Source organism: Acinetobacter johnsonii ANC 3681 (assembly GCF_000368805.1).
GTDB lineage: Bacteria > Pseudomonadota > Gammaproteobacteria > Pseudomonadales > Moraxellaceae > Acinetobacter > Acinetobacter johnsonii.
In genome coordinates, this window is record NZ_KB849702.1 from 1 (window position 1) to 25,033 (window position 25,033).

At 41.5% G+C, this 25,033-nt stretch carries 23 protein-coding genes; 11 read left to right on the plus strand and 12 right to left on the minus strand.

Features of this window, described 5'->3' with window-relative positions; translation table 11 throughout:
• Positions 1 to 356: 356 nt before the first annotated feature.
• On the minus strand, positions 357 to 926 hold the full coding sequence (locus F946_RS00005) for a peptidylprolyl isomerase (RefSeq protein WP_004977689.1): 570 nt from the start codon (positions 924 to 926) through the stop codon (positions 357 to 359).
• Between the two features lie 96 nt (positions 927 to 1,022).
• On the opposite strand from F946_RS00005, the gene F946_RS00010 reads away from it, so the two are divergent.
• Complete coding sequence (locus tag F946_RS00010; RefSeq protein WP_004977691.1) at positions 1,023 to 1,691, plus strand: acetoacetate decarboxylase family protein; 669 nt, start codon at positions 1,023 to 1,025, stop codon at positions 1,689 to 1,691.
• 47 nt (positions 1,692 to 1,738) lie between these two features.
• On the opposite strand, the gene F946_RS00015 is transcribed toward F946_RS00010, so the two are convergent.
• Positions 1,739 to 2,812, minus strand: a complete 1,074-nt coding sequence (locus F946_RS00015; protein ID WP_004977693.1) for an alpha/beta hydrolase — start codon at positions 2,810 to 2,812, stop codon at positions 1,739 to 1,741.
• Positions 2,813 to 3,010: 198 nt separating this feature from the next.
• Between F946_RS00015 and F946_RS00020 the strand changes: the two genes are divergently transcribed.
• Entirely contained in the window at positions 3,011 to 3,514 is a 504-nt protein-coding gene (locus F946_RS00020; RefSeq protein WP_004977696.1) for a hypothetical protein, read from the plus strand.
• Positions 3,515 to 3,650: 136 nt separating this feature from the next.
• On the opposite strand, the gene F946_RS00025 is transcribed toward F946_RS00020, so the two are convergent.
• Positions 3,651 to 3,878 carry a hypothetical protein gene (locus F946_RS00025; RefSeq protein WP_004697397.1) on the minus strand — a complete coding sequence of 76 codons (228 nt, stop codon included), beginning with the start codon at positions 3,876 to 3,878 and terminating at the stop codon, positions 3,651 to 3,653.
• A 924-nt stretch (positions 3,879 to 4,802) separates the two neighbouring features.
• Here F946_RS00025 and grpE point away from each other — a divergent pair.
• The 5 genes from grpE to F946_RS00050 all read left to right on the plus strand — a co-directional run bounded on the left by grpE (position 4,803) and on the right by F946_RS00050 (position 9,838).
• Positions 4,803 to 5,351 (plus strand): nucleotide exchange factor GrpE, encoded by a 549-nt coding sequence (gene grpE, locus F946_RS00030; RefSeq protein WP_004977697.1) that lies wholly within the window; start codon positions 4,803 to 4,805, stop codon positions 5,349 to 5,351.
• 119 nt (positions 5,352 to 5,470) lie between these two features.
• Positions 5,471 to 7,411, plus strand: coding sequence for a molecular chaperone DnaK (gene dnaK / locus F946_RS00035; protein ID WP_004977698.1), 1,941 nt, complete (start codon positions 5,471 to 5,473; stop codon positions 7,409 to 7,411).
• A gap of 114 nt (positions 7,412 to 7,525) precedes the next feature.
• Complete coding sequence (locus F946_RS00040; RefSeq protein WP_004977701.1) at positions 7,526 to 8,353, plus strand: OXA-211 family carbapenem-hydrolyzing class D beta-lactamase OXA-280; 828 nt, start codon at positions 7,526 to 7,528, stop codon at positions 8,351 to 8,353.
• Positions 8,354 to 8,436: 83 nt separating this feature from the next.
• On the plus strand, positions 8,437 to 9,348 hold the full coding sequence (locus F946_RS00045) for a matrixin family metalloprotease (protein WP_004977704.1): 912 nt from the start codon (positions 8,437 to 8,439) through the stop codon (positions 9,346 to 9,348).
• Positions 9,349 to 9,463: 115 nt separating this feature from the next.
• Entirely contained in the window at positions 9,464 to 9,838 is a 375-nt protein-coding gene (locus tag F946_RS00050) for a hypothetical protein (RefSeq protein WP_005401765.1), read from the plus strand.
• Positions 9,839 to 9,898: 60 nt separating this feature from the next.
• Here the strand turns inward: F946_RS00050 and erpA are convergent, their stop codons facing one another.
• The 4 genes from erpA to F946_RS00070 form a co-directional block, all read right to left on the minus strand.
• A complete protein-coding gene (erpA, locus tag F946_RS00055; RefSeq protein WP_004697409.1) occupies positions 9,899 to 10,234 on the minus strand; it encodes an iron-sulfur cluster insertion protein ErpA in 336 nt (111 codons plus the stop codon).
• A 118-nt stretch (positions 10,235 to 10,352) separates the two neighbouring features.
• The gene (locus F946_RS00060; RefSeq protein ID WP_171065367.1) at positions 10,353 to 11,354 is read right to left on the minus strand and encodes a putative solute-binding protein; all 1,002 of its coding nucleotides are present in this window, start codon (positions 11,352 to 11,354) and stop codon (positions 10,353 to 10,355) included.
• Between the two features lie 230 nt (positions 11,355 to 11,584).
• Positions 11,585 to 12,595, minus strand: coding sequence for a putative solute-binding protein (locus F946_RS00065; RefSeq protein WP_004977708.1), 1,011 nt, complete (start codon positions 12,593 to 12,595; stop codon positions 11,585 to 11,587).
• 254 nt (positions 12,596 to 12,849) lie between these two features.
• On the minus strand, positions 12,850 to 13,860 hold the full coding sequence (locus F946_RS00070; protein WP_004977709.1) for a putative solute-binding protein: 1,011 nt from the start codon (positions 13,858 to 13,860) through the stop codon (positions 12,850 to 12,852).
• Positions 13,861 to 14,091: 231 nt separating this feature from the next.
• Between F946_RS00070 and F946_RS00075 the strand changes: the two genes are divergently transcribed.
• Entirely contained in the window at positions 14,092 to 16,032 is a 1,941-nt protein-coding gene (locus tag F946_RS00075) for an ATP-binding cassette domain-containing protein (RefSeq protein WP_004977711.1), read from the plus strand.
• 639 nt (positions 16,033 to 16,671) lie between these two features.
• Here the strand turns inward: F946_RS00075 and F946_RS00080 are convergent.
• The 5 genes from F946_RS00080 to dnaA form a co-directional block, all read right to left on the minus strand.
• On the minus strand, positions 16,672 to 17,040 hold the full coding sequence (locus tag F946_RS00080; protein WP_004977712.1) for a hypothetical protein: 369 nt from the start codon (positions 17,038 to 17,040) through the stop codon (positions 16,672 to 16,674).
• A gap of 169 nt (positions 17,041 to 17,209) precedes the next feature.
• Positions 17,210 to 19,681 (minus strand): DNA topoisomerase (ATP-hydrolyzing) subunit B, encoded by a 2,472-nt coding sequence (gyrB, locus tag F946_RS00085; RefSeq protein WP_004977715.1) that lies wholly within the window; start codon positions 19,679 to 19,681, stop codon positions 17,210 to 17,212.
• Between the two features lie 52 nt (positions 19,682 to 19,733).
• Positions 19,734 to 20,816 (minus strand): DNA replication/repair protein RecF, encoded by a 1,083-nt coding sequence (gene recF / locus F946_RS00090; protein WP_004977718.1) that lies wholly within the window; start codon positions 20,814 to 20,816, stop codon positions 19,734 to 19,736.
• A gap of 15 nt (positions 20,817 to 20,831) precedes the next feature.
• Complete coding sequence (dnaN, locus tag F946_RS00095) at positions 20,832 to 21,980, minus strand: DNA polymerase III subunit beta (RefSeq protein WP_004977721.1); 1,149 nt, start codon at positions 21,978 to 21,980, stop codon at positions 20,832 to 20,834.
• Between the two features lie 110 nt (positions 21,981 to 22,090).
• Entirely contained in the window at positions 22,091 to 23,470 is a 1,380-nt protein-coding gene (gene dnaA, locus F946_RS00100; protein WP_004697428.1) for a chromosomal replication initiator protein DnaA, read from the minus strand.
• 671 nt (positions 23,471 to 24,141) lie between these two features.
• On the opposite strand from dnaA, the gene rpmH reads away from it, so the two are divergent.
• The 3 genes from rpmH to yidD are packed head-to-tail and all read left to right on the plus strand — an operon-like array spanning position 24,142 to position 25,029.
• Entirely contained in the window at positions 24,142 to 24,276 is a 135-nt protein-coding gene (rpmH, locus tag F946_RS00105) for a 50S ribosomal protein L34 (protein ID WP_000831329.1), read from the plus strand.
• A gap of 33 nt (positions 24,277 to 24,309) precedes the next feature.
• Positions 24,310 to 24,699, plus strand: coding sequence for a ribonuclease P protein component (gene rnpA / locus F946_RS00110; RefSeq protein ID WP_004697431.1), 390 nt, complete (start codon positions 24,310 to 24,312; stop codon positions 24,697 to 24,699).
• A 9-nt stretch (positions 24,700 to 24,708) separates the two neighbouring features.
• A complete protein-coding gene (gene yidD / locus F946_RS00115; protein WP_004977726.1) occupies positions 24,709 to 25,029 on the plus strand; it encodes a membrane protein insertion efficiency factor YidD in 321 nt (106 codons plus the stop codon).
• Positions 25,030 to 25,033: the final 4 nt, after the last annotated feature.

The window sequence follows — 25,033 nt, forward strand, 5'->3', positions numbered from 1 at the left end:
TCGAGTAATTTTTACCTTCAATCAATGAAATATTTTCGATCGATCAATCAGTAAAAATCCACACAAGTTGTTCTTCATAATCTCTTAATGATCTTTCTAACACCTCGTCAGTGCTAGAAGCTGGACTCAATATACTTAACAACTCAGCACTTCGTGCTTCGTTCGTTTCCGTCTATCTCGTCGGTATGGGGTGCATTCTAGAGGATTTCTAAAGCTTTGCAAGTGCTTTTAACTGGTTGTTTTATCGGGTGTTGTATTTTTATGCACTAAAAAGGTTCAAAAACACACAACCACACACCTAACCCAATAATTTTAAAGCAGAAATATAGATTTAATATTTCTGCTCTCTTTTTTCATTACTTTTGCACTGCTGCTGCTTTAATATTCACACTGAGAATTTTAACGGGTTGTTTCGGTACATCTTGATGTGGTCCTGCGCGTCCTGTCGGTACTTTAGTAATCTTATCCACCACATCCATACCTTTAGTGACCTGACCAAAAACCGCATAACCTGCGTTATTGGTACTTCTATCTAAAAAGTTATTATCCACCACATTAATAAAGAACTGACTGGTTGCAGAATGCGGTAGGTTGGTTCGTGCCATCGCCAAAGTGCCACGTTTATTCGATAAACCATTGCTTGATTCATTTTGAATGGCTGGTCGGGTTGGCTTTTCTACAAGGTCAGCAGTCACACCCCCTCCTTGCACCATGAAACCCGGAATGACACGATGAAAGATCGTGCCGTTATAAAACTTAGCTTTCGTATAGTCTTCAAAGTTTTTTGCTGAGATGGGTGCTTTATCATTAAACAGTTCAATTTCGATGTTACCCATTGATGTTTTCATTTCAACAATCGTGTTATTTGCCATGACCGCCATACTCATACATGTAGCCGCCACTGCAACTAAACTCTTCTTTAACATTTCGTTACTCACAGCATTCAGATGTTATTAGATTTCGGTATATTAATCGTTCAGTATAAATAAAACACTACTTCTTCTAAGAAAACGAGAATAACGATGAATGAAGCTTTAGCCCTGTCTCAATTGAGTCAATTTCCACCTTGGCATTTACAAGGTGAAGCCTTTATTTTGAATTATTGGATCAGTCCGCAATTTATCCGACAACATAAAGCATTTCGTATCGCTCCTTCCCCGATTGGTCGTGTGGTTCAAGTCATGTTGGTGCGTTATCATCAATCCCCTGTTGGACCTTATGATGAACTGCTTTTACTCGACCACCCTTTACTGAGCAAACGGCGGTTAAGCTCGATTCCTAAAATTTATGTATCTACACAGATTTCAGTTGAACATGGTCAACAACTTTGGGGCATTCCGAAAGAGTTCGCTCAGTTTGACTGGCATACGCAGCACGAAACAACACAATGTCAACTCAGCACTCAAGACCAAACCTTGTGTTTAACACTCACCCAATGTAAAAAAGCAAGTCCGTTTTATATTAATAGTCATCACATTCCACGTTCCATGCTCAAAATACAGCAAGCGTGGCAAGGTCAACGTTATGAGTTTTCTCCACAGTTTCGCGCAAAGCTAATGAAACTGAAAAAATTTGAATGGCAAAACCATACCACCCTCTTTCCAGACTTTAGCCAAGCCAAAGCTCTACAAAGTTTTTATGTCCCGAGCTTTCAGCTCGTTTTTCCAGAAGCCAATATCCGCTCTAAATAAAAAAGGAATGTTCCACGTGAAACATTCTTTTGAAAATTCATGCTTTGTTATTTGGCATTCTTATCCCAAAATTTTCTAAAGTTCTTTGCCATTTCTATGGTGATTTTTTTTGCTCGACGAGAAATGATGGTGAAGTTCACAAACCCATGAGGTTGATCTAGATAATTCTGATAATAAACCTTATTGCCCTGCTGCTTTAATTTAATGGCATAAATTTCACCTTCATCATGCAATAAATCATGACCTGCGGTGATGACAAAAGCGGGTGCGACACTTTTTAATACGCCATAAGTTGGCGAAACAATAGGATCATCCAGAGCTACCTGATGTTGTTCAGCATACAACGATGTCACCCTATCAACATCTTGCCCAGTTAAGGTCAGTCCATCTTTATAAGCAAAGAACGATGGATGGCGACTTTTGAAATCGACTACAGGATAAATTAACAGTTGTGCACTTGGCGCATAAGCTTTTGCAGCAGTTCGCTGCGCCACTACGGCACTGATATTGCCACCTGCACTATCGCCTGCCACCGCAATTCGGTTTTTCAAAATTTTGAACTGACGACGGTTTTGATAGACCCAAGCCAAAGCATCTTCACAAGATTGAATCAAGACATTCGGGCCAACTTCTGGCGCCAAAGGATAATCAATACTGAGCACCTGCACTTTGGCATGGATCGCAAGTAAGCGACAGACTTCATCATGACTGTCGAGACTGCCGACCACAAAGCCGCCGCCATGATAAAACACCAGCATCGGAAGTTTCTTACTCGGTGCAGGATGATAATGCCGCGCAAATACAGTTCCACTTTGTAGAGGTAGACGTAAATCTTCCACTTGTTTTACCGTGCTGGGTTTGGCGGTCAACATTTGAATTTGATGATCAAACAATTTACGCGAACGGTGGTAGTCTTCAAAAATAAAGCCCGATTTTCCTTGCTTATATTGAGCTGCCATTAAGCATTTGATAAAGGGGTCCAGTTGTTCAAACTGGTGAGGATAACCCAGCGCTTTAACCAAGCCTTCTTGTGCTACTGTCGGTAAGCGATCAATTACTCGTGCCGCACTGCCTTGGCCTTGTTCCACCCATTGTTGTAAAGTTTGATTCAACACGCCCATGTCAATAATATCCTTTTATCGTTCTTCATATTCTCTACATGATCAGCACTTACGTGACCATTCTCTTATATAAGTCTTCACATCAAGATACATAGCAATACGCCCTATACGCTAATCTTCTTTTAAGAGCTTGTCATTGACAATTTTTATGCCGATTTAGGAGTGTTTTGCTACTCCGTTTTATGAAGGAGACCTGCCATGACTAAAAAAATAATATTCCTCTCGCTCATCAGCACCTTGTTTGTTGGTTGTGTGGCTTTTCCTGAGGATGGCTACTATGACGGACGCTACGACCACCGCTATGATTATGATGATCGACGCTACGACCAGCATGATCGCTATGAACGTGAACGAGACCGCCAACGTTGGGAATACCAACAACGACAAAACCGCATTGAACGCGAACGTCGCGAAACAGACCGAAACCGCCAAAGACATGCTGAATGGGAACGCCAAAACCGCGAACAAGAACGGCAACGTATTGAAGCTGAGCGCAAACGGATCGCTAATCAACGTCATCAAGACTGGCAACAGAAAAAGCGTGATCAAGAGCGATTAAATCAAGAACGTAAACGTTATGATGCTGAGCGTCAACGTACTGAAGATCGACGCAAACAATCCAATAACGATCGTAAGCAACGTACTGATGATCAACGCCGCGATCAAAACAAAGGTTGGGATAACTCACGTCAAGAACGATAAAATCGTCATCGCACATCAGACTGACGAAATAACACGGCTGAGTAGCCTTAATAATTTACCCTCTAAAAAAAGACCTTCACGGCATCCTGTGAAGGTCTTTAACAAAGCGAGTTTAAGAGAAGTTCTCTTTTAAGCTTTATTGTTGTGTTGTCGCAGGTGTAGATTGGATGGGTTCAATCTGAGCAGCAGGATCCGCTTGAACCTCTACTCCAGCACTTCCCTCAACGGTTGCTGTTGCATCTGGTGCAGTGGTCACTTGAGCGGACTCAGGTGCAGTACTGGTTTCATTTGAGCTACAGCCCACAATCGCAAATGCTGAACCTAAGAGCGCTAGAGACAATAATGCAGTTTTCTTATTTAACATTCTTTCATTTCCTTTTACGTCATACAAAATAGCAAAGCCAAACTTTGCCTTGCCTATCTTTGTCAAATCCGAAAACTTTTACACACGTGCTGAGTTGTAGTTTTTACAGTTTCGAGTACAACTTGTGCAATTTTTTATTAATTGGGCACAAATGCCGCCTTAGCACTACATCTCCACAACAGCTCAAGTTAATGTGCTGATTCTTCATTGTTTCTCTCTTCGGTGAGCAGCATAAATAGGAACTCTATGCTTAGCCCATCAACTCTTCAGCATTGCAGAACTCTTATATGCTGATACACGATTAAATAATGTTATTTTTAAATTTTAAGCAAAAAAAAAGCTTAACCCAAGGCGGATTAAGCTCGAAAAAGCATACAAAAATAAAGAAACCACAGCCTTAAAAATCGAATTTTGAGCGCAAAGCTCGAATCATCCTGACAGCATTATACCTTTGCACTGAATAAAGTACTTTTGGGAGACGTACTATTCAAAAACCTAAATCTCTAAATTAGGAGGGTTTCCCCAAGCTATCCAAATAGGTCGCAGTCACCATACTTTGCTCTCTCCACAAAGTATGATCACCGCTGATAAATTCATTATGTAGACAATCGAAAAATTAGTAAAACAGATAAATTTGATTAAAATAATTCAATGTAACGATTAGACTTTTTCAACATAAAAAAACTCTAGCAGGATTGGAAATGGACCTTCGGACAGAATAAGCGCCAAGAAAGCCTGATTTCAGCAATTTTTTACCAAAAATACATGAATTAATCACTGAAGCCGCTTGAATTTTTGGCTGTTGCCCCGACCTTTTGTAGTAATCCTGAATTCAATAACGCATGGCAGTTCAGATTAACCCAGTTAACACTGATGCCTGAAGGACTGTACATGTTTAAGAACCCATTTAAACGGAGTAAATCAATGGCGACTGAGCACAATCAAGAAGCTCAAGATCTAGGGCAAGAGCAAGCGGATTCACAAACAGCGCAAACTCAAGCTGAAACGGAGCAAGCTGAAGTTTCAGTTGAGGATTTACAAGCTCAAATTACCAATCTTGAAGAAAGCTTAAAACTTGAAAAAGCACGCACTGCAAATGCTGTATACGAAGCACAAAAAAGTGTAGAGCGTATTCAACGTGAATCCGATAAGCATAAAGACACCGTTCTCGAAAAATTCGCAAAAGAGTTACTTGACTCAGTGGATAATTTAGAACGTGCCCTTAGCGCATCGGGTGAAGAAAAAACACCAATGTTTGAAGGTGTGGAACTGACGTTGAAATCGTTACTGACTGCACTGGAAAAATTTGGTGTGGTCGCAGTTGATACAGCAAGTGGTTTCAATGCGGACTTGCATCAAGCAGTCGGGATTGATCCAAATGCAAAAGCCAACGAGATCGGAACGGTATTGCAAAAAGGTTATACCTTAAATGGTCGTTTGCTTCGTCCAGCAATGGTCATGGTTGGCGCATAAGCCCTATAAATTCGAGAGTTTGTAAAATTTTTTCTTGATTATCACTTGAAAAAAATTGAACGGCTCTCATATCGAATAACAAGCAAAAACATTGCAAAAATTTTTGAGGAATCATCCAAATGGCTAAAATCATTGGTATTGACTTAGGTACAACAAACTCTTGCGTCGCTGTACTTGAAGGCGACAAAGTTAAAGTGATCGATAACGCTGAAGGTGCACGTACAACACCATCGATTATTGCGTATAAAGATGGCGAAATCTTGGTGGGTCAGTCTGCAAAACGGCAAGCAGTGACTAACCCTAAAAACACATTATTTGCGATCAAACGTTTGATCGGTCGTAAGTATCAAGACCAAGCGGTTCAAAAGGACATCGGTCTTGTCCCTTACAAAATCATCAAAGCAGACAATGGCGATGCTTGGGTTGATGTAAACGACAAGAAACTTGCACCACAACAAATCTCTGCTGAAATCTTGAAAAAGATGAAGAAAACTGCAGAAGATTACTTAGGTGAAACAGTAACTGAAGCCGTGATTACGGTTCCTGCTTACTTTAACGATGCACAGCGTCAAGCAACTAAAGATGCGGGTAAAATCGCAGGTTTAGAAGTTAAACGTATCATCAACGAACCAACGGCTGCTGCACTTGCGTTCGGTATGGACAAAAAAGAAGGCGACCGTAAAATTGCAGTTTACGACTTAGGTGGTGGTACTTTTGACGTATCTATCATTGAAATCGCAGACCTTGATGGCGACCAACAAATTGAAGTATTGTCGACTAACGGTGATACCTTCCTTGGTGGTGAAGACTTCGATAATGCTTTAATCGAGTTCTTGGTTGAAGAGTTCAAGAAAGAACAAAACTTCAACTTGAAACAAGATCCACTTGCATTACAACGTTTGAAAGAAGCAGCTGAAAAAGCAAAAATTGAGCTTTCTTCATCAAATGCAACTGAAATTAACCTACCGTACATCACGGCGGACGCAACTGGTCCTAAACACTTAGTGATCAACGTAACACGTGCAAAACTTGAAGGTTTAGTGGCTGATTTAGTTGAACGTACAATCGAACCTTGCCGTATTGCACTTAAAGATGCAGGTCTTTCAACGTCTGAGATTTCTGATGTGATCTTGGTGGGTGGTCAGTCTCGTATGCCACTTGTACAACAAAAAGTACAAGAATTCTTCGGTCGTGAACCACGTAAAGACGTGAACCCTGACGAAGCGGTAGCAATGGGTGCTGCAATTCAAGGTGCGGTATTGTCTGGTGACAAAACTGACGTACTTCTTCTTGACGTTACTCCGTTGACACTTGGTATCGAAACCATGGGTGGCGTGTTAACAGCAATTATTGAGAAAAACACCACGATTCCTGCGAAGAAATCTCAAGTGTTCTCAACTGCTGCGGACAACCAACCTGCTGTAGACATTTCTGTGTTCCAAGGTGAACGTAAAATGGCACAGCAAAACAAATTGTTAGGTAACTTCCAATTGGGCGACATTCCACCTGCTCCACGTGGTGTGCCACAAATTGAAGTATCGTTCGACATTAACGCTGACGGTATCTTAAAAGTATCGGCTAAAGATAAGAGCACTGGTAAAGAGCAATCCATCCAGATTAAAGCAAACTCAGGTTTGTCTGATGCTGAAATCGAAGCAATGATCAAAGATGCTGAAGCAAATGCTGAAGAAGACCGTAAGTTCGAAGAACTTGCTAAAGCACGTAACGAAGCGGATGCTTTAGTATCTTCTGCTCAAAAAGCAGTGAAAGATCTAGGCGAGCAAGTAACAAGCGATGAAAAAACTGCTGTTGAAACTGCAGTCGCTGAGCTTGAAACCTCGACCAAAGAAAATGATGTAGAAGACATCAAAGCGAAAACTGAAGCACTTCAAAACATCATCATGCCAATCACACAACGTGCGTATGAAGCTGCGCAAGGTCAAGGCGGTGCTGAAGGTTTCGACCCGAATGCATTCGGCGGTGACGCTGGTCAACAACAGAAAACGGACGATGGCGTTGTAGATGCTGAGTTCACTGAAGTAAAAGATGACAAAAAATAATTTGTCTCTTTAATAAAAAACCGCGCGAAAGCGCGGTTTTTTATTACCTAAATATTGTTGTTTCACATTCCACTTTTACCTTAGGCTGATAAAAAATTTAGATCTTAGCTACCCATGAAAACTTTACAGTTGGGCCTCATCGTCCTCATTACTACCTTCGGTTCTGCATGTACCATAATAAGAAGCCCCTCCATAGAAACAGCTAAAAACCATGAGCAACAAAGTGCGCAGCAGCAGATCCAACAGGCCTTCGATCAACTCCAAACCACGGGGGTGATTGTCATAAAGGATAAGCATGGCTTACACAGCTACGGCAATGACTTGAGCCGTGCTCAGACACCCTATGTACCCGCCTCTACCTTTAAAATGCTGAATGCCTTAATCGGACTAGAACATGGTAAAGCAACCAGCACCGAGGTGTTTAAATGGGATGGTCAAAAGAACAGCTTCCCTGCTTGGGAAAAAGACATGACTTTAGGGCAAGCCATGCAAGCATCTGCCGTTCCTGTTTATCAGGAGCTAGCACGGCGCATTGGCCTAGATCTAATGCAAAAAGAAGTACAGCGCATTGGATATGGCAATCAACAGATTGGCACCGTTGTCGATAATTTTTGGTTAGTCGGTCCACTGCAAATTACGCCTGTTCAAGAAGTCCTTTTTGTAGAGAAGCTGGCCAATACGCAACTCGCTTTTAAGCCAGATGTGCAACATACCGTACAAGACATGCTGCTGATTGAACAAAAACCGAATTATAAACTCTACGCCAAATCTGGTTGGGGCATGGACCTAGAACCGCAAGTGGGCTGGTGGACAGGCTGGGTCGAAACAGCAACAGGTGAAAAAGTGTATTTTGCTTTGAATATGCATATGAAAACAGGAATTTCAGCCAGCGTGCGTGAGCAACTGGTCAAACAAAGTCTGACAGCACTGGGAATAATTTAAGCCCATAGAGAAGACGTATTTTTTATGTTGCAAAGGTATTTTTTACGCTAAAGTAGCTAAAAATAAAGATATATGAATGAAATATGCGTCAAAGTCTCTTGTTTGCTTTGCTGGGCTTTTTAGGTTTGATTCTGTATCAAAATATGCAACAGCCTCAGCTGCGCCTCAATCCCCTGCTGGATCGACTCACCCATCCTTTCGATCAACGTATTCGCTATCGTATTGCGGAAGTCGATCCACGTTTTGCTCTTAGTGAACATGAGTTAAAGCAGATTAGCCAGCAAGCCACGGACATTTGGAAACAGGGTTTGGGCCAAGACTACTTTGTCTATGACCCCAATGCTCGGCTCAGTATTCGACTCATTTATGACCAACGTCAAGATGAGTCGGTACAACGCCGCGATCAACTGTCTAAACTGACACAAAATGAACAAGGACTGAGTCAAAAAAATACTGAACTCAAAGCCATGCAACAAAATCTGACACGTCACTCAGGGGCTTTAGATGTGCAAAAACAGAGTCTACAAGACCTTAGCCAAAACTATAATGCCATGATCCGTCAGTATAACCAGCACGGCGGAGTCCCTGCTTCGCAGCAAGCGGCCGTACAACAGAGTTTGGTGCAGCTGCGTCAACAGCAACACGTTTTAGACCAACAAATTGCCAGCTTTAACCTGCAAGTGAATGCCTACAATCAAAAGGTAGATGAACTGAACCGTTTGGATCAAGGCCATAATCTGGCCATCGACCAGTTCAACCAGCGCTTTCAACCCCGTCTATTTGATAAAGGACTGTTCAATGGGCGTGAAATTCATATTTATGAGTTTGAGTCCAAAGAAGACTTACGTCTGACTTTAGCGCATGAATTTGGCCATGCCCTCGGAATGAAACATCATAATGATCCGAAAGCCCTGATGTACCCAATGCTAGAAGAGCAAAATATGCAGAATTTTCGTTTACAAAGTGCTGATATTGCGTTATTTAATGCCCGTTGAAGTGATGGATTACTAAAAATAATCCCCTAATTTTAATGGGTGTATGAAATACAATCACAGCACATCTTGACTCGGGTTCGTGTTATTGTAAATAATTGAATATCCACTAGAAGCTTTGGAGACGAATGTGAGTTACTACCATATCTTAATCGAAGTAAATGACCACATCAGTACGATTGAAGAAACTCGTGATATCGAAATCTTTGATATTGTTGAGATTCAACCTTATCTCCATTCTATTCTATTGCCCTATTTCAACGAGCAACTGTTAGAACTTGAAGATGAAAATTTAGAGTTTAAGGATGTTTTACATCTGGAAGTGAAACAGACGCTTTTACCGATCAATGATTTGATTGAAGAAGAACAGAAACTGTTACCGAGTGACACCGATGTCACCATTACCGCCTATGAAGTTTTTAATAACCGTGACTTAAGCCAAGATGTCACCACGATTATTTTTGACCTACTCGATGCGATTAAACTCGATTGAAAACGAATGATTGCACATAAAAAAGCCCTCATCATGAGGGCTTTTTTAATCAGATCAGGTTTAGATCGAGAAAGATGAACCACAACCACAGGTCGTTGTTGCATTTGGGTTTTGCACGATGAAACGTGAACCTTCTAAACCTTCAATATAATCCACCACTGAACCGACCAAATATTGATAACTCAATGAGTCAACCAACATTTTCACATCACCATTGATAAATTCTGCGTCGTCTTCATTTTGGTTTTCAGCAAAGTTAAAACCATAAGAAAAACCTGAACAACCACCGCCCGTAACATACACACGAAGCATTAAATCTTGATTCCCTTCACTGTCACGTAATTGACGTACTTTATTTGCGGCATTGTCGCTTAGTTCAAGTGCTTGGGCATTCATCTTAGATTCCTCAGTTCGGTTCAGCTGTCTTTCAAATCAAAAAGACCATATTTCGAGTATAGCATACTCAATATATGGTCCCTATTTGAATATTTAAAGTCAAATCAGACTAATTTTCTCAAGATTGTTTGTAATTTTCATCCTGTAGTCCACATTCAAAGTTTTTCGCCGCTTGCTTACAACGGAATTGCCATAACAGTTTCATCATTCGCTTATCGTAAATACCGCGGTTGGTAAGATCAATTCGTGCTTCCCGCATCATCTTTTGATAACCCGGTTGATCTGCAGCGGGCACCTGCATCCAATATTTTTGCGGAATTTCAGCTTTCATTTTACCCAAAATACCAAATGCACGCGGCAGCTGGCCTTTGACCCATTCCCGTGATTTTTGTCCATAGCCCGCAGGGAATTTATCCGGACGAATGATGATATTGCCTGTGACCTGTAAAATCGGATAATTTACAATCGCCCCTTTCGTCCCCAAGCCTTTATGTAACTCTAAGGGTTTAAAAACCGCAGCAGGCGCACCAATAATATCGACTTGACCGTTATTAAACTTTGCACCAAAGTTCGTGACATCGGCACTCACAGCTTGCGCACCAATTTGTTGAACCATGACTTTTTGCGCTTGGTCATAGTCTAAAACCGCAATTTTCTTGCCTGCGGCTTTCGCTACGGTATTGATGCTACGGTCATTCACCAATAAAAAGGCATCCCCCACAGGAATCACACCTGCCACTTCATACTTGCCATTGACCATATGTTTAGCAAAAGTTGGGCTGGCCAAGCCTTGCATCACTTTAACCGCTAAATTGAGATCGGGAATCGCACCAATTGCGTCGAGTGAGCCTGTAAACGAATTAAATTGACGCCCGCGCATGCCTGTAACACTAATGGCATCGCATTTTCCTGCTTTAAAATCTTCAGCAATCACGGCTTCGTTTTGTCCGACCCGCAGTTCAATATCCGCGCCCCAGTTTTTAGCCGCCAACTGATAATCTTTCATCAGGCTATACACATCACCATTTTTACCGACCAAGTCGAATACACAAACCACTTGTTTGGCCTGTACCATCGCTGTTGCAGAAATGACTAATGTCCCGACACTGAGGCTTTTCATCCACTGTTTCATACATCTTCCTTTAGACTTATTGTTGTTTGTTGTGATGAGCCATTCACTTGTACTCTTTGTTATTTTTAATGCCCCGACTGACACTTCAATTGGTTCAAAACCACTCATTTCTTACGCGCTATACAAATTAGCTGCGTCAAATCCATTTAAATCGGTCGGTTAAAAGCAAAAAAGAAAGCTCAATTTAAACTGAGCTTTCTTTGATTACACTCGGCAAATTACTCACCGCCCAGTGAGCATTCAAAGTTGGCTTTATCCACCGAGCAACGGGCTTTTTTCAAGACCGACATCATTGCTGGATCATAAATACCTCGTTTGGTCATATCCATCCGGCCATCGCGCAGCATTTTTTGATATTTGGTTTTATCTTCTGCACTGAGATTCATTTTGTATTTTGCAGGAATGCCTGCTTCTAAACGACCAATCATCGCGATGCTTTTCGGTAGGTTTTTCACAAACCAATCTCGCGATTTTTGTCCAAAGCCTGCGGGAAATTGATCTGGGCGAATCACAAAGTCAGCTGTCACTTGTAGTACAGGGAAGTTAAACATTGCGCCGTTCGTGCCTAAACCTTTATAAATTTCTAAAGGTTTATAAGCATAAGCCGGTGCCCCGACCATATCAACTTGACCATTATTAAACTTCGCCACAAAGTTAGACACATCGGAAATCACTGCTTGCGCACCGACGCGTTGTACCATGATTTTTTGGGCATCGTCATAGCCCAAGACTGCAAACTTTTTACCTGCCGCTTTTTCAATGGAATTAATACTTTTATCGCGCACAAAAATAAAAGCTGAACCTAAAGGTGCAATCCCTGCCACTTCATATTTTTTCCCCCCAAGATTGCTCACCATTTTGGTCGCATTACGCTGATCCAATGCAAAAGTAATCGCACGTTGTGCAATAGCATTGCTTGGAGCGCCGCCCAATGCATCAATAGAACCGACAAATTTATTGTACTGGCGTGCACGCATAGCGGTCATAAACACGCCATCACACTTACCTGCTTTAAAGTCATTGTCAGCAACGGCTTCATCTTGACGAGGGATCAAATTAATTTCAGCTCCCCAGCTTTTTGCTGCCAAAGCCCATTCTTGCGCCATTTGATACGACTCACCAGATTTGCCAAGCAAGTCAAATACACAGATGTCCACTTTGGCCGCTTGTGCTGTTGACGCCACACCAAAAGCAGAAAAAGCAGCGAGTGCGAGGGTTAATTTTTTCATTCTTGTGTCCTTGTTCGTTTTGTTGTTTGACAGGTGTCCATACACATGCAAAATATTAAGCAAGTTAAAATTAAAAAAATAGAGCATTTACTCAAAAATCACTGTCAATTGGGCAAATTTTTTTCTTTTCTCTCATTTTTATTTTCACAAGATTAGTAAAAGCATTTTAAATTCATCATATTAAAATAAAAAATCTGCATCATCTGTTTTACATGAATGATGCTTAATATTACAAAGAAATACAGATTTTCGCCTTATTCACCGCCCAATGAACATTCAAAATTGGTGCGTTCAACCGTACAGCGGGCTTTTTTCAGCACGCGCATCATGCCTGGGTCATAGATCCCTTGTTTGGTTAAATCAATGCGCCCTTCCCGTAGCAAGCGCTGATATTTTTCTTTGTCTTCTTTGCTGAGCTGCATTTTGATTTTACTGGGAATGGCAGCTTCAAGTCGCTGCACCATAGCAAAGGATTGCGGAATTTTTTGCAAAAACCATTGCCGTGATTGCGCGCCAAATTGAGCAGGAAAACGCTCGGGTCTGACAATTAAATCTGCAGTGACATTAACCACGGGAAAGTTAAGCATAGCCCCTTTAGAGCCTAGACCTTTTTCAATTTCTAAGGGTTTATAGGCATATGCAGGTGCAGCAACTACATCGACTTCGCCTGTATTAAACTTTTTTATAAAGTTGGAAATATCCGACATCACAGGTACAGCGCCCACTCGCTCTACCATCACCCGTTGGGCCCGGTCATAATGCAGGATGGCAAATTTTTTACCTTGTGCTTTTTCGATGGTATTTAGACTTCGGTCTTTTACAAAAATATAGGCTGAACCAATCAAGCCGATACCTGCCACTTCATAGTTTTCACCTTGTAATGTGGTGGTCATACGCTTGGTATTTCTAGGATCCAACACATATTCCACCGCCTTTTGTGCAATTTTATTGCTTGGCACTCCGCCTAAGGCATCAATCGAACCTGCAAACTTGTTATAGGTACGCGCGCGCATTGAGGTCATATACACCGCATCGCATTTATCATTTTGAAAAGCTTTATCGGCTAAGTCTTCGTCCTGAAACGAAATCAACTGTACCTGTGCACCCCATTTTTTACTGACCAAAGCCCATTCTTCTAAGAATTTATAAGATTCCCCTGCTTTACCCAATAGGTCGAAGACACACACCTGCTGCTTCGCCTGCACCATACTTGAGAAGCCGCACAGTGCTAGCGTCGATAAAATAAAAAATCCTTTTCTTTTCATTATTATCCCTTCATATTTTTTGTTTTACTGGGGAAATATATCTGTGTGCTATTCCTCAATATAGGTCAAAAAAGGTCAACTTTTAGCTTTCCGACCAAAGGTCAAATGGTTTCATCCTTCCCTTATAAAGAAACGCTGAGAGATTTCAGTTCAGATAAATTTTGAATGTTTAGTCTTTTGCTGACGCATCCATTAGAATAGGCGCACCTTTTTCTGATATTTGATAGTTCCATGATTCAGCTTGATCAAGTTTCATTGCGCCGTGGTGGACGAGTGTTATTTCAAAAAGCCTCCATGCAAATCCATCCGGGTTGGAAAGTTGGTCTCACCGGTGTCAACGGTGCTGGAAAATCAACCCTGTTTGCTGCGCTTTTAGGCTCGATAGGTCCTGATGATGGCACCCTGAGCCGCCCTGCCGTATGGACAGTGGCACACATGGCACAGGAAGTGAAAGCCTTAGATATGGCTGCAATTGATTTCGTCCTGACCGGTGATGAAGAATATTGGAACATTCAACAACAGCTCAACCATCCTGAACAGTTAACTGACACTGAACTGGCTGATTTACATGGCCGATTCGACGAAATTAACGGTTATTCCGCGCCCGCTAAAGCCGCTCAGCTTATGGCGGGTCTGGGTTTTATGGAACATCAAAACCAACTCTTGGTTTCGAGTTTCTCTGGTGGATGGCGAATGCGTTTAAACTTAGCGCGTACTTTGATGAGCCGTTCGGATCTATTATTACTGGATGAACCGACCAACCACTTAGATCTCGATGCTATTTTATGGTTAGAAGATTGGTTAAATGCCTATACGGGCACCCTGATTTTAATTTCGCATGACCGCGACTTCTTAGATGCCATTACCAACCGTATTTTGCATATCGAAAATCAAGAACTCACCCTCTATAGCGGCAACTATTCCACCTTTGAAACCACTCGTGCAGAACGCTTAGCACAACAACAACAAGCCTATGAAAAGCAGCTCGAAACACGGGCACATATTCAAAAATATATTGACCGTTTTAAAGCCCAAGCCACTAAAGCACGTCAGGCACAAAGCCGAATTAAACAATTGGAACGGATGCAGCTGCTTGCCCCCGCGCATGTCGATACCCCATTTACCTTTAGCTTCCGTGAACCCACCAAAATGAGTTCACCATTGCTGACTTTAGAACAGGCTGATATTGGTTATGGCGACAAACTGATTGCCACCAATATCAACATACAAATCACCCCGACGAGCCGAATTGGCTTATTGGGGATGAATGGTGCAGGTAAATCGACTTTAATCAAATCTTTGGTTGGTGATTTACCTTTATTGGCAGGACAACGCAAAGCCTCAGAACTGCTGAATATTGGCTATTTTGCACAGCATCAAATGGATTCACTGGATGAGTCGGCCAGCCCAATGCTGCAATTGGCAAGGATTGCAGATAAAAAAATCAGTGAAGCGACCTTACGTGCCTTTTTAGGCAGTTTTGGCTTTAGTGGCGAACGGATGGATACCCCTTGCGAGAGCTTCTCAGGTGGTGAACGTGCACGTTTGGCATTGGCTTTAATCGTATGGTTACGTCCCAATGTCTTAATTCTAGATGAACCGACCAACCATTTAGACTTAGATATGCGCCATGCGCTGACCATGGCTTTACAAGACTATGAAGGTGCTGTGGTCTTGGTTTCACACGAACGCCAACTGATTGCCAGCGTGTGTGATGACCTCATTTTAGTCCATGCTGGAAAATCCACCGAATTTGAAGGCGATCTTCACGATTATGCCAACTGGTTACGCCAAGCGCGCCTAGAAATGATTAAACAAGGCGGAATCGTAGCGCCGATCGTGTCTAAAGTCAGTACTCAAAAAACTATGGTTTCAAAGGTTGATAAAGAAGCGCAGCGTAAATTAGCCGCACAACGCCGTGAACAAACGCGCCCGATTCGTAAAAACATCGAAAAATGTGAAAGCCTGCTGGCAAAACACCAGCCACGTTTACTCGACATCGAAAGTTTACTCGGTGATGCTGGCCTATATGACGCTGCACGCAAAGATGAGCTCATGAAACTGATGAATGAGCAAACCGAACTTAAAAACCAAGTCAGTGAAGCAGAAGAACAAATGCTAGAGCTGATGATGGAACTTGAAGAACTCGAAAGCTCATTCGAAAACGAATAATCTTTCCTCATATACCCTGCCCGCTCTGTTTATGCATGGCGGGCATTTTTATGTCTTAACCATTTTGATTGATTTACTTTGCTGCAACACCAATCGATCTCCCAAAACCTGCCTTTTCGGTCTATGCATGTAATTCAATAGGAAATGCACCCAAATAGTCTGAGCATTTTAAGAAATAATAAGTGATTGAAATTAAAATTATTGCTTAATAAATAAAGCGATAAATTGATTGATTTTTATTGTTTAGATATTCTTAAAAAGCAAAAAATAAGATTGTTTAATTTAGCTTAATTAATTGAATATTCAACTATATACAGCCCTATTTCCGTGAATTTCACAACTTAAAGCCAAATATAGCCTTCACAACAGACAGTGAATCTCCATCATGTGCAGACATGCACCTTTCAAGACAACAAGTTTTGAATTTAAAAAGAGGGAATAAATTTAAAAGATCCGATTTAAATTTAAAAATAAGGCATGGTTTTAAATTTAAAGACCGCACTTAAAATAACTGTGGATAAAATTATACGTATTTTAGCAACTGATATAAAGTGCTATTTTTATTTATCCACAGGCTAATGTTGTTTATTTATTCAGTTGTTTTAGGCAAATCCATCCTCTTTTTTGCGCTCTTTTTCCTTAATTTAATACGGCTCTTTGCGCCTTTAAAAAACGTAATTCTTGTATTTTCCATCCCTGATCGAAGACCCATGTTTCTTGGATTTGTTGGCGATTTTCAACCAAACCGATCAAGACCTGACAGCGTGTTTGGTCACGATCAAACTCAAATTCTTCAAATTCGACGTCGGGTTTTTGAGGTTTCCAAACGCCATTTTTCACAGCATGCGCGATCTTTTCATAGCGGGTATAGTTACTCTCTACACGATCAGCTTGTTCATAGACCACCTTAAAATGCTCATCTTCATATTGAGCTAAAACTTCATAATTGCCCGTAAAAAATGCATTCACCCAAATGTCGCGTACTTGTTCTAGTTGATTATCCATCATAATGACCTCACATTTTGCACTGTGCAAAAGACTTAATACTCACATCATGACATCGCTATAAGTCAGTTTAATAACAGTGTACATTGCTTATATTTTATTCAAAAGCATAAAAAATGCTGTAAAAAAAAGCACCCCGCAGGGTGCTTTTATGGCTTATTTTGTAAAGCGCTTAGGCATCAATATCCGCATTCAATGCATTTTCTTCAATGAATGCACGACGTGGTTCCACATCGTCACCCATCAAACAAGAGAACATACGATCGGCTTCAATCGCATCCTGAATGGTAACTTGCAACATGTTGCGGTTTTCAGGATCCATAGTGGTTTCCCAAAGCTGGTCCGCATTCATCTCACCCAAGCCTTTATAGCGCTGAATCATCATGCCACGACGTGAATCAGACAAAATATGCTGCCATACCTGATGGAAGTTAGTGACTGCAATCTTGCGATCACCTTTTTGCAGGTAAGCACCGTCTTCCAACAACGTGAACCAACTCTTTGAGTTCTTCAACAAACGTGCATATTCACCAGAACCCAATAAGCCTGCATCTAATAAATAGCTGTGCGGCAGATTGTGTACATAGATGGTGATACGAGGCAAGTAAGTCTCGATCTTTTGACCATCCGCCAGTTCTTTTTCAAACGTTTCTAAGCTTAACTCAGGACGCAAGCTCGGTTGAATCTCTGCCACAGCACTGCACACTTGTTCAGCCCACTGCTCAACATAAGCTCGGTCATGGTTTTGATCAAGCTTAAAGCCTTCAACCGAAATCAACGCATCTAAGACACTGGCAGGATAACGTACAGTTAAACGCTGTAAGCTCTTCTGAGACGTTTGATAGTCTGCAATCACATTCGCTAAAGCTTCACCACGGATTGCAGGCGCTGCATCGCTGATGTGCAATTCAAGCTCATCAATCGCATTTGAAATTAAATAGGTTTCAAGCGCATCATTATCTTTCAGATACTGCTCTTGCTTGCCTTTTTTCAGCTTATACAGCGGTGGCTGAGCAATATAGATATAACCACGCTCCACCAGTTCAGGCATTTGACGGAAGAAGAAGGTCAACAATAGGGTACGAATGTGCGAACCATCTACGTCAGCATCGGTCATGATGATGATTTTGTGATAACGCAACTTGTCCGGATTGTACTCTTCACGACCAATACCACAACCCAATGCCGTGATTAGCGTGCCGACTTCTTGAGATGAAATCATCTTGTCAAAACGTGCACGTTCCACGTTTAGGATTTTACCTTTCAACGGTAAAATCGCTTGCATCTTACGGTTACGACCTTGTTTAGCTGAACCACCCGCAGAGTCACCCTCGACCAGATACAATTCAGATAATGCTGGATCTTTTTCTTGGCAATCGGCCAACTTACCTGGTAAGCCTGCGATATCTAACGCACTTTTGCGACGCGTCATTTCACGTGCTTTACGTGCCGCATCACGGGCACGAGCCGCATCAATGATTTTTCCTGCAATCGATTTTGCAGCTTGCGGGTTTTCAAGCAAATATTCAGAGAATGATTTATTCATTGCCTGCTCAACCGCAGGTTTCACTTCACTTGAAACCAACTTTTCTTTGGTCTGAGAAGAGAATTTTGGATCAGGCACTTTCACTGAAACAATCGCAGTTAAACCTTCACGTGCATCATCACCAGAAACCGCTACTTTCTCTTTTTTGAGTAAGTTTTCATTTTCCATGTAGCTGTTTAGACCACGCGTTAATGCCGCACGGAAACCCGCTAAATGCGTTCCACCATCTTTTTGTGGGATGTTATTGGTAAAGCAACGTACGTTTTCTTGATAGGTATCATTCCACTGCAACGCCACTTCAACACCAATGCCATTTTCAGCCTGTACGGTGAAATGGAAAATGTCGTTCAGATGGGTTTTGCCTTGGTTAATATATTTCACAAACTCAGACAGACCGCCTTCGTAGTCAAACACATGTTCTGCATGAATACGCTCGTCACGCAAAACAATGCGCACGCCCGCGTTTAAGAACGACAATTCACGTAAACGACGTGCCAAAATATCAACATTGAAAATGGTTTGGCTAAAAGTTTCAGCACTTGGCCAAAAACGGACAGTTGTTCCTGTCGTATCCGTATCCCCCACAACAGTCAGTGGGTAAACTGGATCACCATGTTTATATTCTTGTTGATGAATATGACCTGCACGATGAATCGTCAGTTCCAGCTTACGCGACAAGGCATTTACAACCGATACACCTACACCATGTAGACCACCTGAAACCTTGTAGCTATTGTCATCAAACTTACCACCTGCGTGCAGAATGGTTAAAATCACTTCTGCGGCAGAAACCCCTTCTTCAGGGTGAATATCGGTCGGAATACCGCGCCCATTGTCCGATACACTTACAGATTCATCTTCGTGAATCGTCACCAAAATTTCATCACAGTGACCTGCAAGCGCCTCATCGATCGCATTATCCACCACCTCAAACACCATATGGTGTAAGCCTGAACCATCATCCGTATCACCAATATACATACCCGGACGTTTACGTACTGCGTCCAATCCACGTAATACTTTGATACTAGAGGAATCATAAGCTTTTTCTGTGGTTTGTTCCGTTTGAGAAGCAGCTTGTTGATCTTCTGAACTCATGGTTTCTCCCTAGCGAAAAATAGGTCTATCCCGTGATGGGTAAAATCTAAAATCATTGTGCGACAACTTGAACTTGACCGTTTTCAACACAGAATAATTGATAAGAAATAGATAAATCATGTAAGTGATTTTTGACTGATTCATACTCTAAAGTGGTAATAAAAACTTGACTACCCAGTTGGCTCAATCGCTCAATTAAACGTTGTTGTGCTGTTAAATCTAATTCTGCTGTCAGATCATCTAATAATACCACAGTTTCCTTATTACAAGCATGTAGCATTGCAATCTGTGACAGTTTTAAGGCTATGATTAACTGCTTTTTTTGTCCACGTGACAGTACGACATCGGCATCGCCAAGGCTTGTTTTTAAACGCAAATCTGCCTTGTGTGGACCATACTCGGTATAGCGCCGTTCAAGGTCTTTTTGATGATGACTTTGCAGGTCATTCAGTAACCCTAACTCGGTATGAAAGCCAGGGCTATATTCTAACTGAACCTCGATATCAGGCAGCAAGTGTTTTAAATCTTGCTCAAAAAAGCCCTTCCACTGCTCCATAATGCTGACGCGCTGCGAATGCAGCATTTCCCCATAATCACCAAGCATTTTGTTCCACGGCTCCAAATCTGCCAGACTTAGATTCCGTCGTGTTTTCAGTAAACTATTACGCTGTTTTAATGCCCGTGAATAATATTGCCATGCATGATAAAAATCAGGTTCCACGTGGAACATCAGCCAATCTAATAGTTGCCGTCTAGGCTTGGCACCATGATCAATAATATCGGTACTTTGCGGATCAATCAGTTGCAAAGGAAGGATTTTAGCCAACTGACCTTGAGTGGCAATGTTGTCGCCATTGACCTTGATGAGCTGTTCACCAGACAACAGCTTTTGCATCCCAATTTTTTCAGAACTGGATTGGGCAAAAACAATCGCATCTTGGGTGTCGGTTTGAATGTAGTTTTTCGGAATATGGGTACGAAAGGAACGCCCTGTCGCCAACAGGTGAATGGCTTCTAAAATTGAGGTTTTACCTGAACCATTTTGTCCATAAAAAACATTAAACGGTTGCAATCCATGGAGAGCAACCGTTCTAAGATTTCGAACACGTTCGATGTTTAAACGCGTGATTTGCATGCCTGAACCTAGGGCTTAAACACGCATTGGCATGACCACATAGGTCTGATCTTGGTGGGCTGGATCTTGCACTAGAACCGATTGATTTGCTTCGGTCATCGTCATTGACACATCATCGCCATCCAATGCACCTAAGACTTCCAATATGTATTGGGCATTAAAAGACATTTCCATTGGCGCATTATTATATTGAATTGCCAAATCTTCTACAGCTTCATCTTGCTCTGGGTTATTGGCACGTAGCTGCAAAGTGTCTGCGGCAAAGTTTAAGAACACACCACGTAGTTTTTCATTACTTAAAATCGAAACACGTTGTAAAGATTGCTTAAAAACATCATGTGCAATTAACACATTTTTATCACCCCCACGTGGAATCACACGGCGATAATCAGGGAACTTACCGTCAATCAGTTTCGTGGTGAAACGAACAGTGGTATCCCCTTGTTCTTTGTCACGGCTGGCAATAGAAATTGTCACATTCAATAGTTCACGACCAATCAACAACGCCAATTGTTCATCTTCAATGCTCAATAAACGTTGTAGTTCACCCACTGCTTTACGTGGAACAATCGCTTGAATCAGTTGAGTAGCATTTGAGCTAGCAACAGTTTCACACAGAGCTAAACGGTGGCCATCTGTGGTCACTGCACGCAGTTGATTATTATCAATTTCAAGTAAGGTTCCCGTGAGATAAAAACGTACATCCTGCACCGCCATAGCAAATGCAGTTTTTTCAAATAGACGCTTTAATTCACGCTGTGTCACCGCAACTTGCGTGCCTTGCGTGTTCTCTGTGGTCAATAACGGGTAATCTTCAGCCGGTAAAGTCCCCAACACAAAACGGCTATTACCAGACTTTAAAATACAACGTTGATCTTCAGTAATTTGTAAGTCTATCAGTGCAGCAGTCGGTAAAGATTTGCAAATATCCATCAGCTTACGTGCAGGAACAGTAGTTTCACCCGCTTGTAAACACGCCCCTTCCGCAAGTGTGGTACTTGCAACCAATTCAACTTCTAAGTCTGAACCTGTAATCGTCAACGACGCTTGGCTCACTTGCACTTTAACATTTGAGAGAATATTTAAAGTATGGCGACGTTCAACCGCTCCTACGACATGTGATAGAACATTAAGTAAGCTTTCTTTCGCGATTTTTAAACGCACGATACATTCCTCGAAAAACTGAAGATAAAATAATAAATAAATGTGTTTTTAGCAGTGTACTATGCGGCAGAACATGCCGCATTGCAAGAATAGAATTTGAGCAATTTCGCTTAACTTTGCAGTAAGCGTTGCAAGTTTTTATAGTCCTCATTGAAGATCGGATCTTCATCGCGCAGACTTAAAACTTTTTCACAAGCATGCATGACGGTACTGTGATCACGACCGCCAAAGGCCATACCAATTTCAGGGAAACTGTCGCCGGTTAACTCACGTGCCAAGCCCATTGCCAATTGGCGCGGACGAGCATAAATACGGGTACGTTTAGGCCCAACCAACTCTTTGAGAGGGATTCTAAAGTACTCACTCACCACACGTTGAATATTTTCAGTACTGATGGTTCGTGCTCGAATGGCTAAGACGTCTTTTAAAGACTCACGTACAACATCCAAATCAATGGCTGTGCCCTTAAAGCGTGAAATAGCCACCACTTTATTCAGCGCCCCTTCCAATTCACGTACATTTGCAACCACTTGTTGTGCAATAAATAACGCACAGTTTCGCGGTAATTCCACATCATTGCTTTCTGCTTTTTTCAGCAAAATTTCAATACGGGTTTCAATATCTGGTGGCTCAACCCCAACCGACAAGCCCCAAGAAAACCGTGAAACCAAACGTGGGTCCAATTCTGTTAATTCTTTTGGATAACGATCAGAGGTCAGAATAATTTGCTTAGATTCATCTAAAAGTGCGTTAAAAGTATAGAAAAACTCAACTAAACTTGCCTCTTTACCCGCCAGTAAATGAATATCATCGACCAACAATAAATCTAAAGATCGGCAATTTTTCTTAAATTCTTCCACTTTGCCTTGTTGTAAAGAACTAACGAAGTCTTGAACAAAGCTTTCTGCCGTCATATACATGACACGTGCATTCGGTTTGGCTTGTAACAAGGCATTACCCACCGCTTGCATTAAGTGTGTTTTACCTAAACCAGTGGGGCCATATAAAAATAAGGGATTGTGCTGAGAAGCACCTAACTGGGTTAAAACCTTACGACACGTTTCAGCAGCCATTTGGTTTGAACGACCTTCCACAAAAAGTGAAAAGGAAAATAAAGGATTTAACTGGCGTTTACGGCTGTTTTTAGAATTCCCTTCTTCTTTTTCTTTTTTCGGACGTACAACAGGTGCTGGAGCAGACTCTAAAGCCGCAGTCGTCGTTGCAGGTTGCTCACTCGCAGATAAAATTGCACCCGGGCGTGAATCGACTAAAATTTCAACTTTACGTACACGCCCTTCAGAGAGCTGCTCCACTAAAATTGTAATCAACTCGAGGTGATGTTCTTGAATGTAACGTGTCCAATAGGGATTCGGAGCATAAAGACGTAGTGTGTCATTTAACTCTTCTGCAACTAAAGGGCGTATCCACATTGTAAAGACATTCCCAGAGAGCTCTTGTCGCAAGCGAGTTAAGCAGTCCGTCCAAAGCATGTGAAACCCCTATTCATTCCATCGATAATTAATAAAAACACTATGTACCCACCGAAGCGGGTCGCCATTCTAACCAAGTTATCCACATCTGTCATGGAAAATTCTGCAGATATTGCTCAAAAAGCCTGCTTATGAAAATAAATTTAAATTCAAATACTGGTGTGGATAAGTTTATCCGCAAACTGTGGATAGAATATAGCATAAAGTTATCCACAAACTATTAATTTTATAAAAACAATCTTATCCACACCATATTTTATTGTTTTATAATTAAAAAAGTGTCATTTCCACAGAAAAACACTGCCCTAATAGTAATAAATTTAAATTTATAAATTTGAATTTATTTATAAGGGACCTGTTTTCTGGGGATAACTGAAGATCCAAAATGAATTTAAATTTAAAACCAGGCAGGTGAGTGAATTTAAAAACTTGTGGATAATTATGTGGGTAATCTTGTTGGTAACTTATATCACTTTAATAAACAATAATCTAGGTTGTGTATAAGGAAAAAGTGCAGTTGTTTAAACGTTATCGAGAAAAGAGCAAGCTCAAACTGCTGTTACAAATAAAAAGGCTTAATTTCACAAGAAAATCGGTTTTTCATTGACAGCTCAAGCAATGAACACTAAACTCGCGAACCTTCATTGAATGATCATTTTTGGAGTTTCGATATGAAACGTACATTCCAACCATCTGAATTAAAGCGTAAGCGCGTTCATGGTTTCCGTGCTCGTATGGCTACTAAAGCTGGTCGCCAAGTATTAGCTCGTCGTCGTGCAAAAGGTCGTCACAGCTTAACTGTTTAATCAATAGTTAACGCTTAAGCGATTTTGGGTGTTATGACTACACTTTATGGCTTCAGCACAGAGGTTCGTATTCGCTGTGCTGCCGATTATAAAAGTGTCTTCGATGGTGCGCTTTTTAAAGTGCATCAGCCCCATTTCTTATTTCTAGCAAAACTGACCGAACAACCTCAAAGTCGTTTGGGTATTGTTGTTGCTAAAAAGAAAGTGCGTCGTGCACACGAAAGAAATAGAGTAAAACGTTTGGCTCGCGAAAGTTTTCGCTTGCATCAACAGCAATTAACTTTAGATATTGTGGTTATGCCTAAAATGGGGATAGAAGCAGTGCCAAATGCAGAGTTGCACCAGCAATTACAATTTGCTTGGCAAAAATTACAACGTCTTGCCAAAAAGCATCAAAAAATAGCTCCCTCCCTGCAAAAGTAGAGATGGCCAATGGTCCGGTTACTGCATTGGTTAATTCGATTTTATCAAATTGCGATTAGTCCTTTACTTGGACCGCGTTGTCGTTATATCCCTACATGTTCTCAATATTCATTGGAAGCAGTCCATACACATGGTGCTGTGCGTGGTGTGTGGTTGGCTACTAAACGTATTTGCCGTTGTCATCCTTGGGGTGGATCAGGGTATGACCCTGTTCCAAACAAAAGGATTCGTTTTATCTCTTTTCAGCAAATAGATTCTCAAAAGCATCTGGTTGCTGTACCCTTTCGTGATTGTTTCTTGAACCAAAATCACTCTAACCACTTGGGGTAATCGA

Excerpts from the sequence above, each read along its gene's own strand:
- F946_RS00005 (WP_004977689.1), bottom strand. The coding sequence starts at position 926 with ATGTTAAAGAAGAGTTTAGTTGCAGTGGCGGCTACATGTATGAGTATG.
- F946_RS00020 (WP_004977696.1), top strand. The coding sequence starts at position 3,011 with ATGACTAAAAAAATAATATTCCTCTCGCTCATCAGCACCTTGTTTGTT.
- F946_RS00045 (WP_004977704.1), top strand. The coding sequence starts at position 8,437 with ATGCGTCAAAGTCTCTTGTTTGCTTTGCTGGGCTTTTTAGGTTTGATT.
- F946_RS00060 (WP_171065367.1), bottom strand. The coding sequence starts at position 11,354 with ATGAAAAGCCTCAGTGTCGGGACATTAGTCATTTCTGCAACAGCGATG.
- erpA (WP_004697409.1), bottom strand. The coding sequence starts at position 10,234 with ATGAATGCCCAAGCACTTGAACTAAGCGACAATGCCGCAAATAAAGTA.
- rnpA (WP_004697431.1), top strand. The coding sequence starts at position 24,310 with ATGACTACACTTTATGGCTTCAGCACAGAGGTTCGTATTCGCTGTGCT.
- F946_RS00025 (WP_004697397.1), bottom strand. The coding sequence starts at position 3,878 with ATGTTAAATAAGAAAACTGCATTATTGTCTCTAGCGCTCTTAGGTTCA.
- F946_RS00075 (WP_004977711.1), top strand. The coding sequence starts at position 14,092 with ATGATTCAGCTTGATCAAGTTTCATTGCGCCGTGGTGGACGAGTGTTA.
- F946_RS00080 (WP_004977712.1), bottom strand. The coding sequence starts at position 17,040 with ATGATGGATAATCAACTAGAACAAGTACGCGACATTTGGGTGAATGCA.
- F946_RS00015 (WP_004977693.1), bottom strand. The coding sequence starts at position 2,812 with ATGGGCGTGTTGAATCAAACTTTACAACAATGGGTGGAACAAGGCCAA.
- F946_RS00010 (WP_004977691.1), top strand. The coding sequence starts at position 1,023 with ATGAATGAAGCTTTAGCCCTGTCTCAATTGAGTCAATTTCCACCTTGG.
- F946_RS00070 (WP_004977709.1), bottom strand. The coding sequence starts at position 13,860 with ATGAAAAGAAAAGGATTTTTTATTTTATCGACGCTAGCACTGTGCGGC.
- F946_RS00040 (WP_004977701.1), top strand. The coding sequence starts at position 7,526 with ATGAAAACTTTACAGTTGGGCCTCATCGTCCTCATTACTACCTTCGGT.
- grpE (WP_004977697.1), top strand. The coding sequence starts at position 4,803 with ATGGCGACTGAGCACAATCAAGAAGCTCAAGATCTAGGGCAAGAGCAA.
- dnaA (WP_004697428.1), bottom strand. The coding sequence starts at position 23,470 with ATGCTTTGGACGGACTGCTTAACTCGCTTGCGACAAGAGCTCTCTGGG.
- F946_RS00065 (WP_004977708.1), bottom strand. The coding sequence starts at position 12,595 with ATGAAAAAATTAACCCTCGCACTCGCTGCTTTTTCTGCTTTTGGTGTG.
- yidD (WP_004977726.1), top strand. The coding sequence starts at position 24,709 with ATGGTCCGGTTACTGCATTGGTTAATTCGATTTTATCAAATTGCGATT.
- dnaK (WP_004977698.1), top strand. The coding sequence starts at position 5,471 with ATGGCTAAAATCATTGGTATTGACTTAGGTACAACAAACTCTTGCGTC.
- rpmH (WP_000831329.1), top strand. The coding sequence starts at position 24,142 with ATGAAACGTACATTCCAACCATCTGAATTAAAGCGTAAGCGCGTTCAT.
- gyrB (WP_004977715.1), bottom strand. The coding sequence starts at position 19,681 with ATGAGTTCAGAAGATCAACAAGCTGCTTCTCAAACGGAACAAACCACA.
- recF (WP_004977718.1), bottom strand. The coding sequence starts at position 20,816 with ATGCAAATCACGCGTTTAAACATCGAACGTGTTCGAAATCTTAGAACG.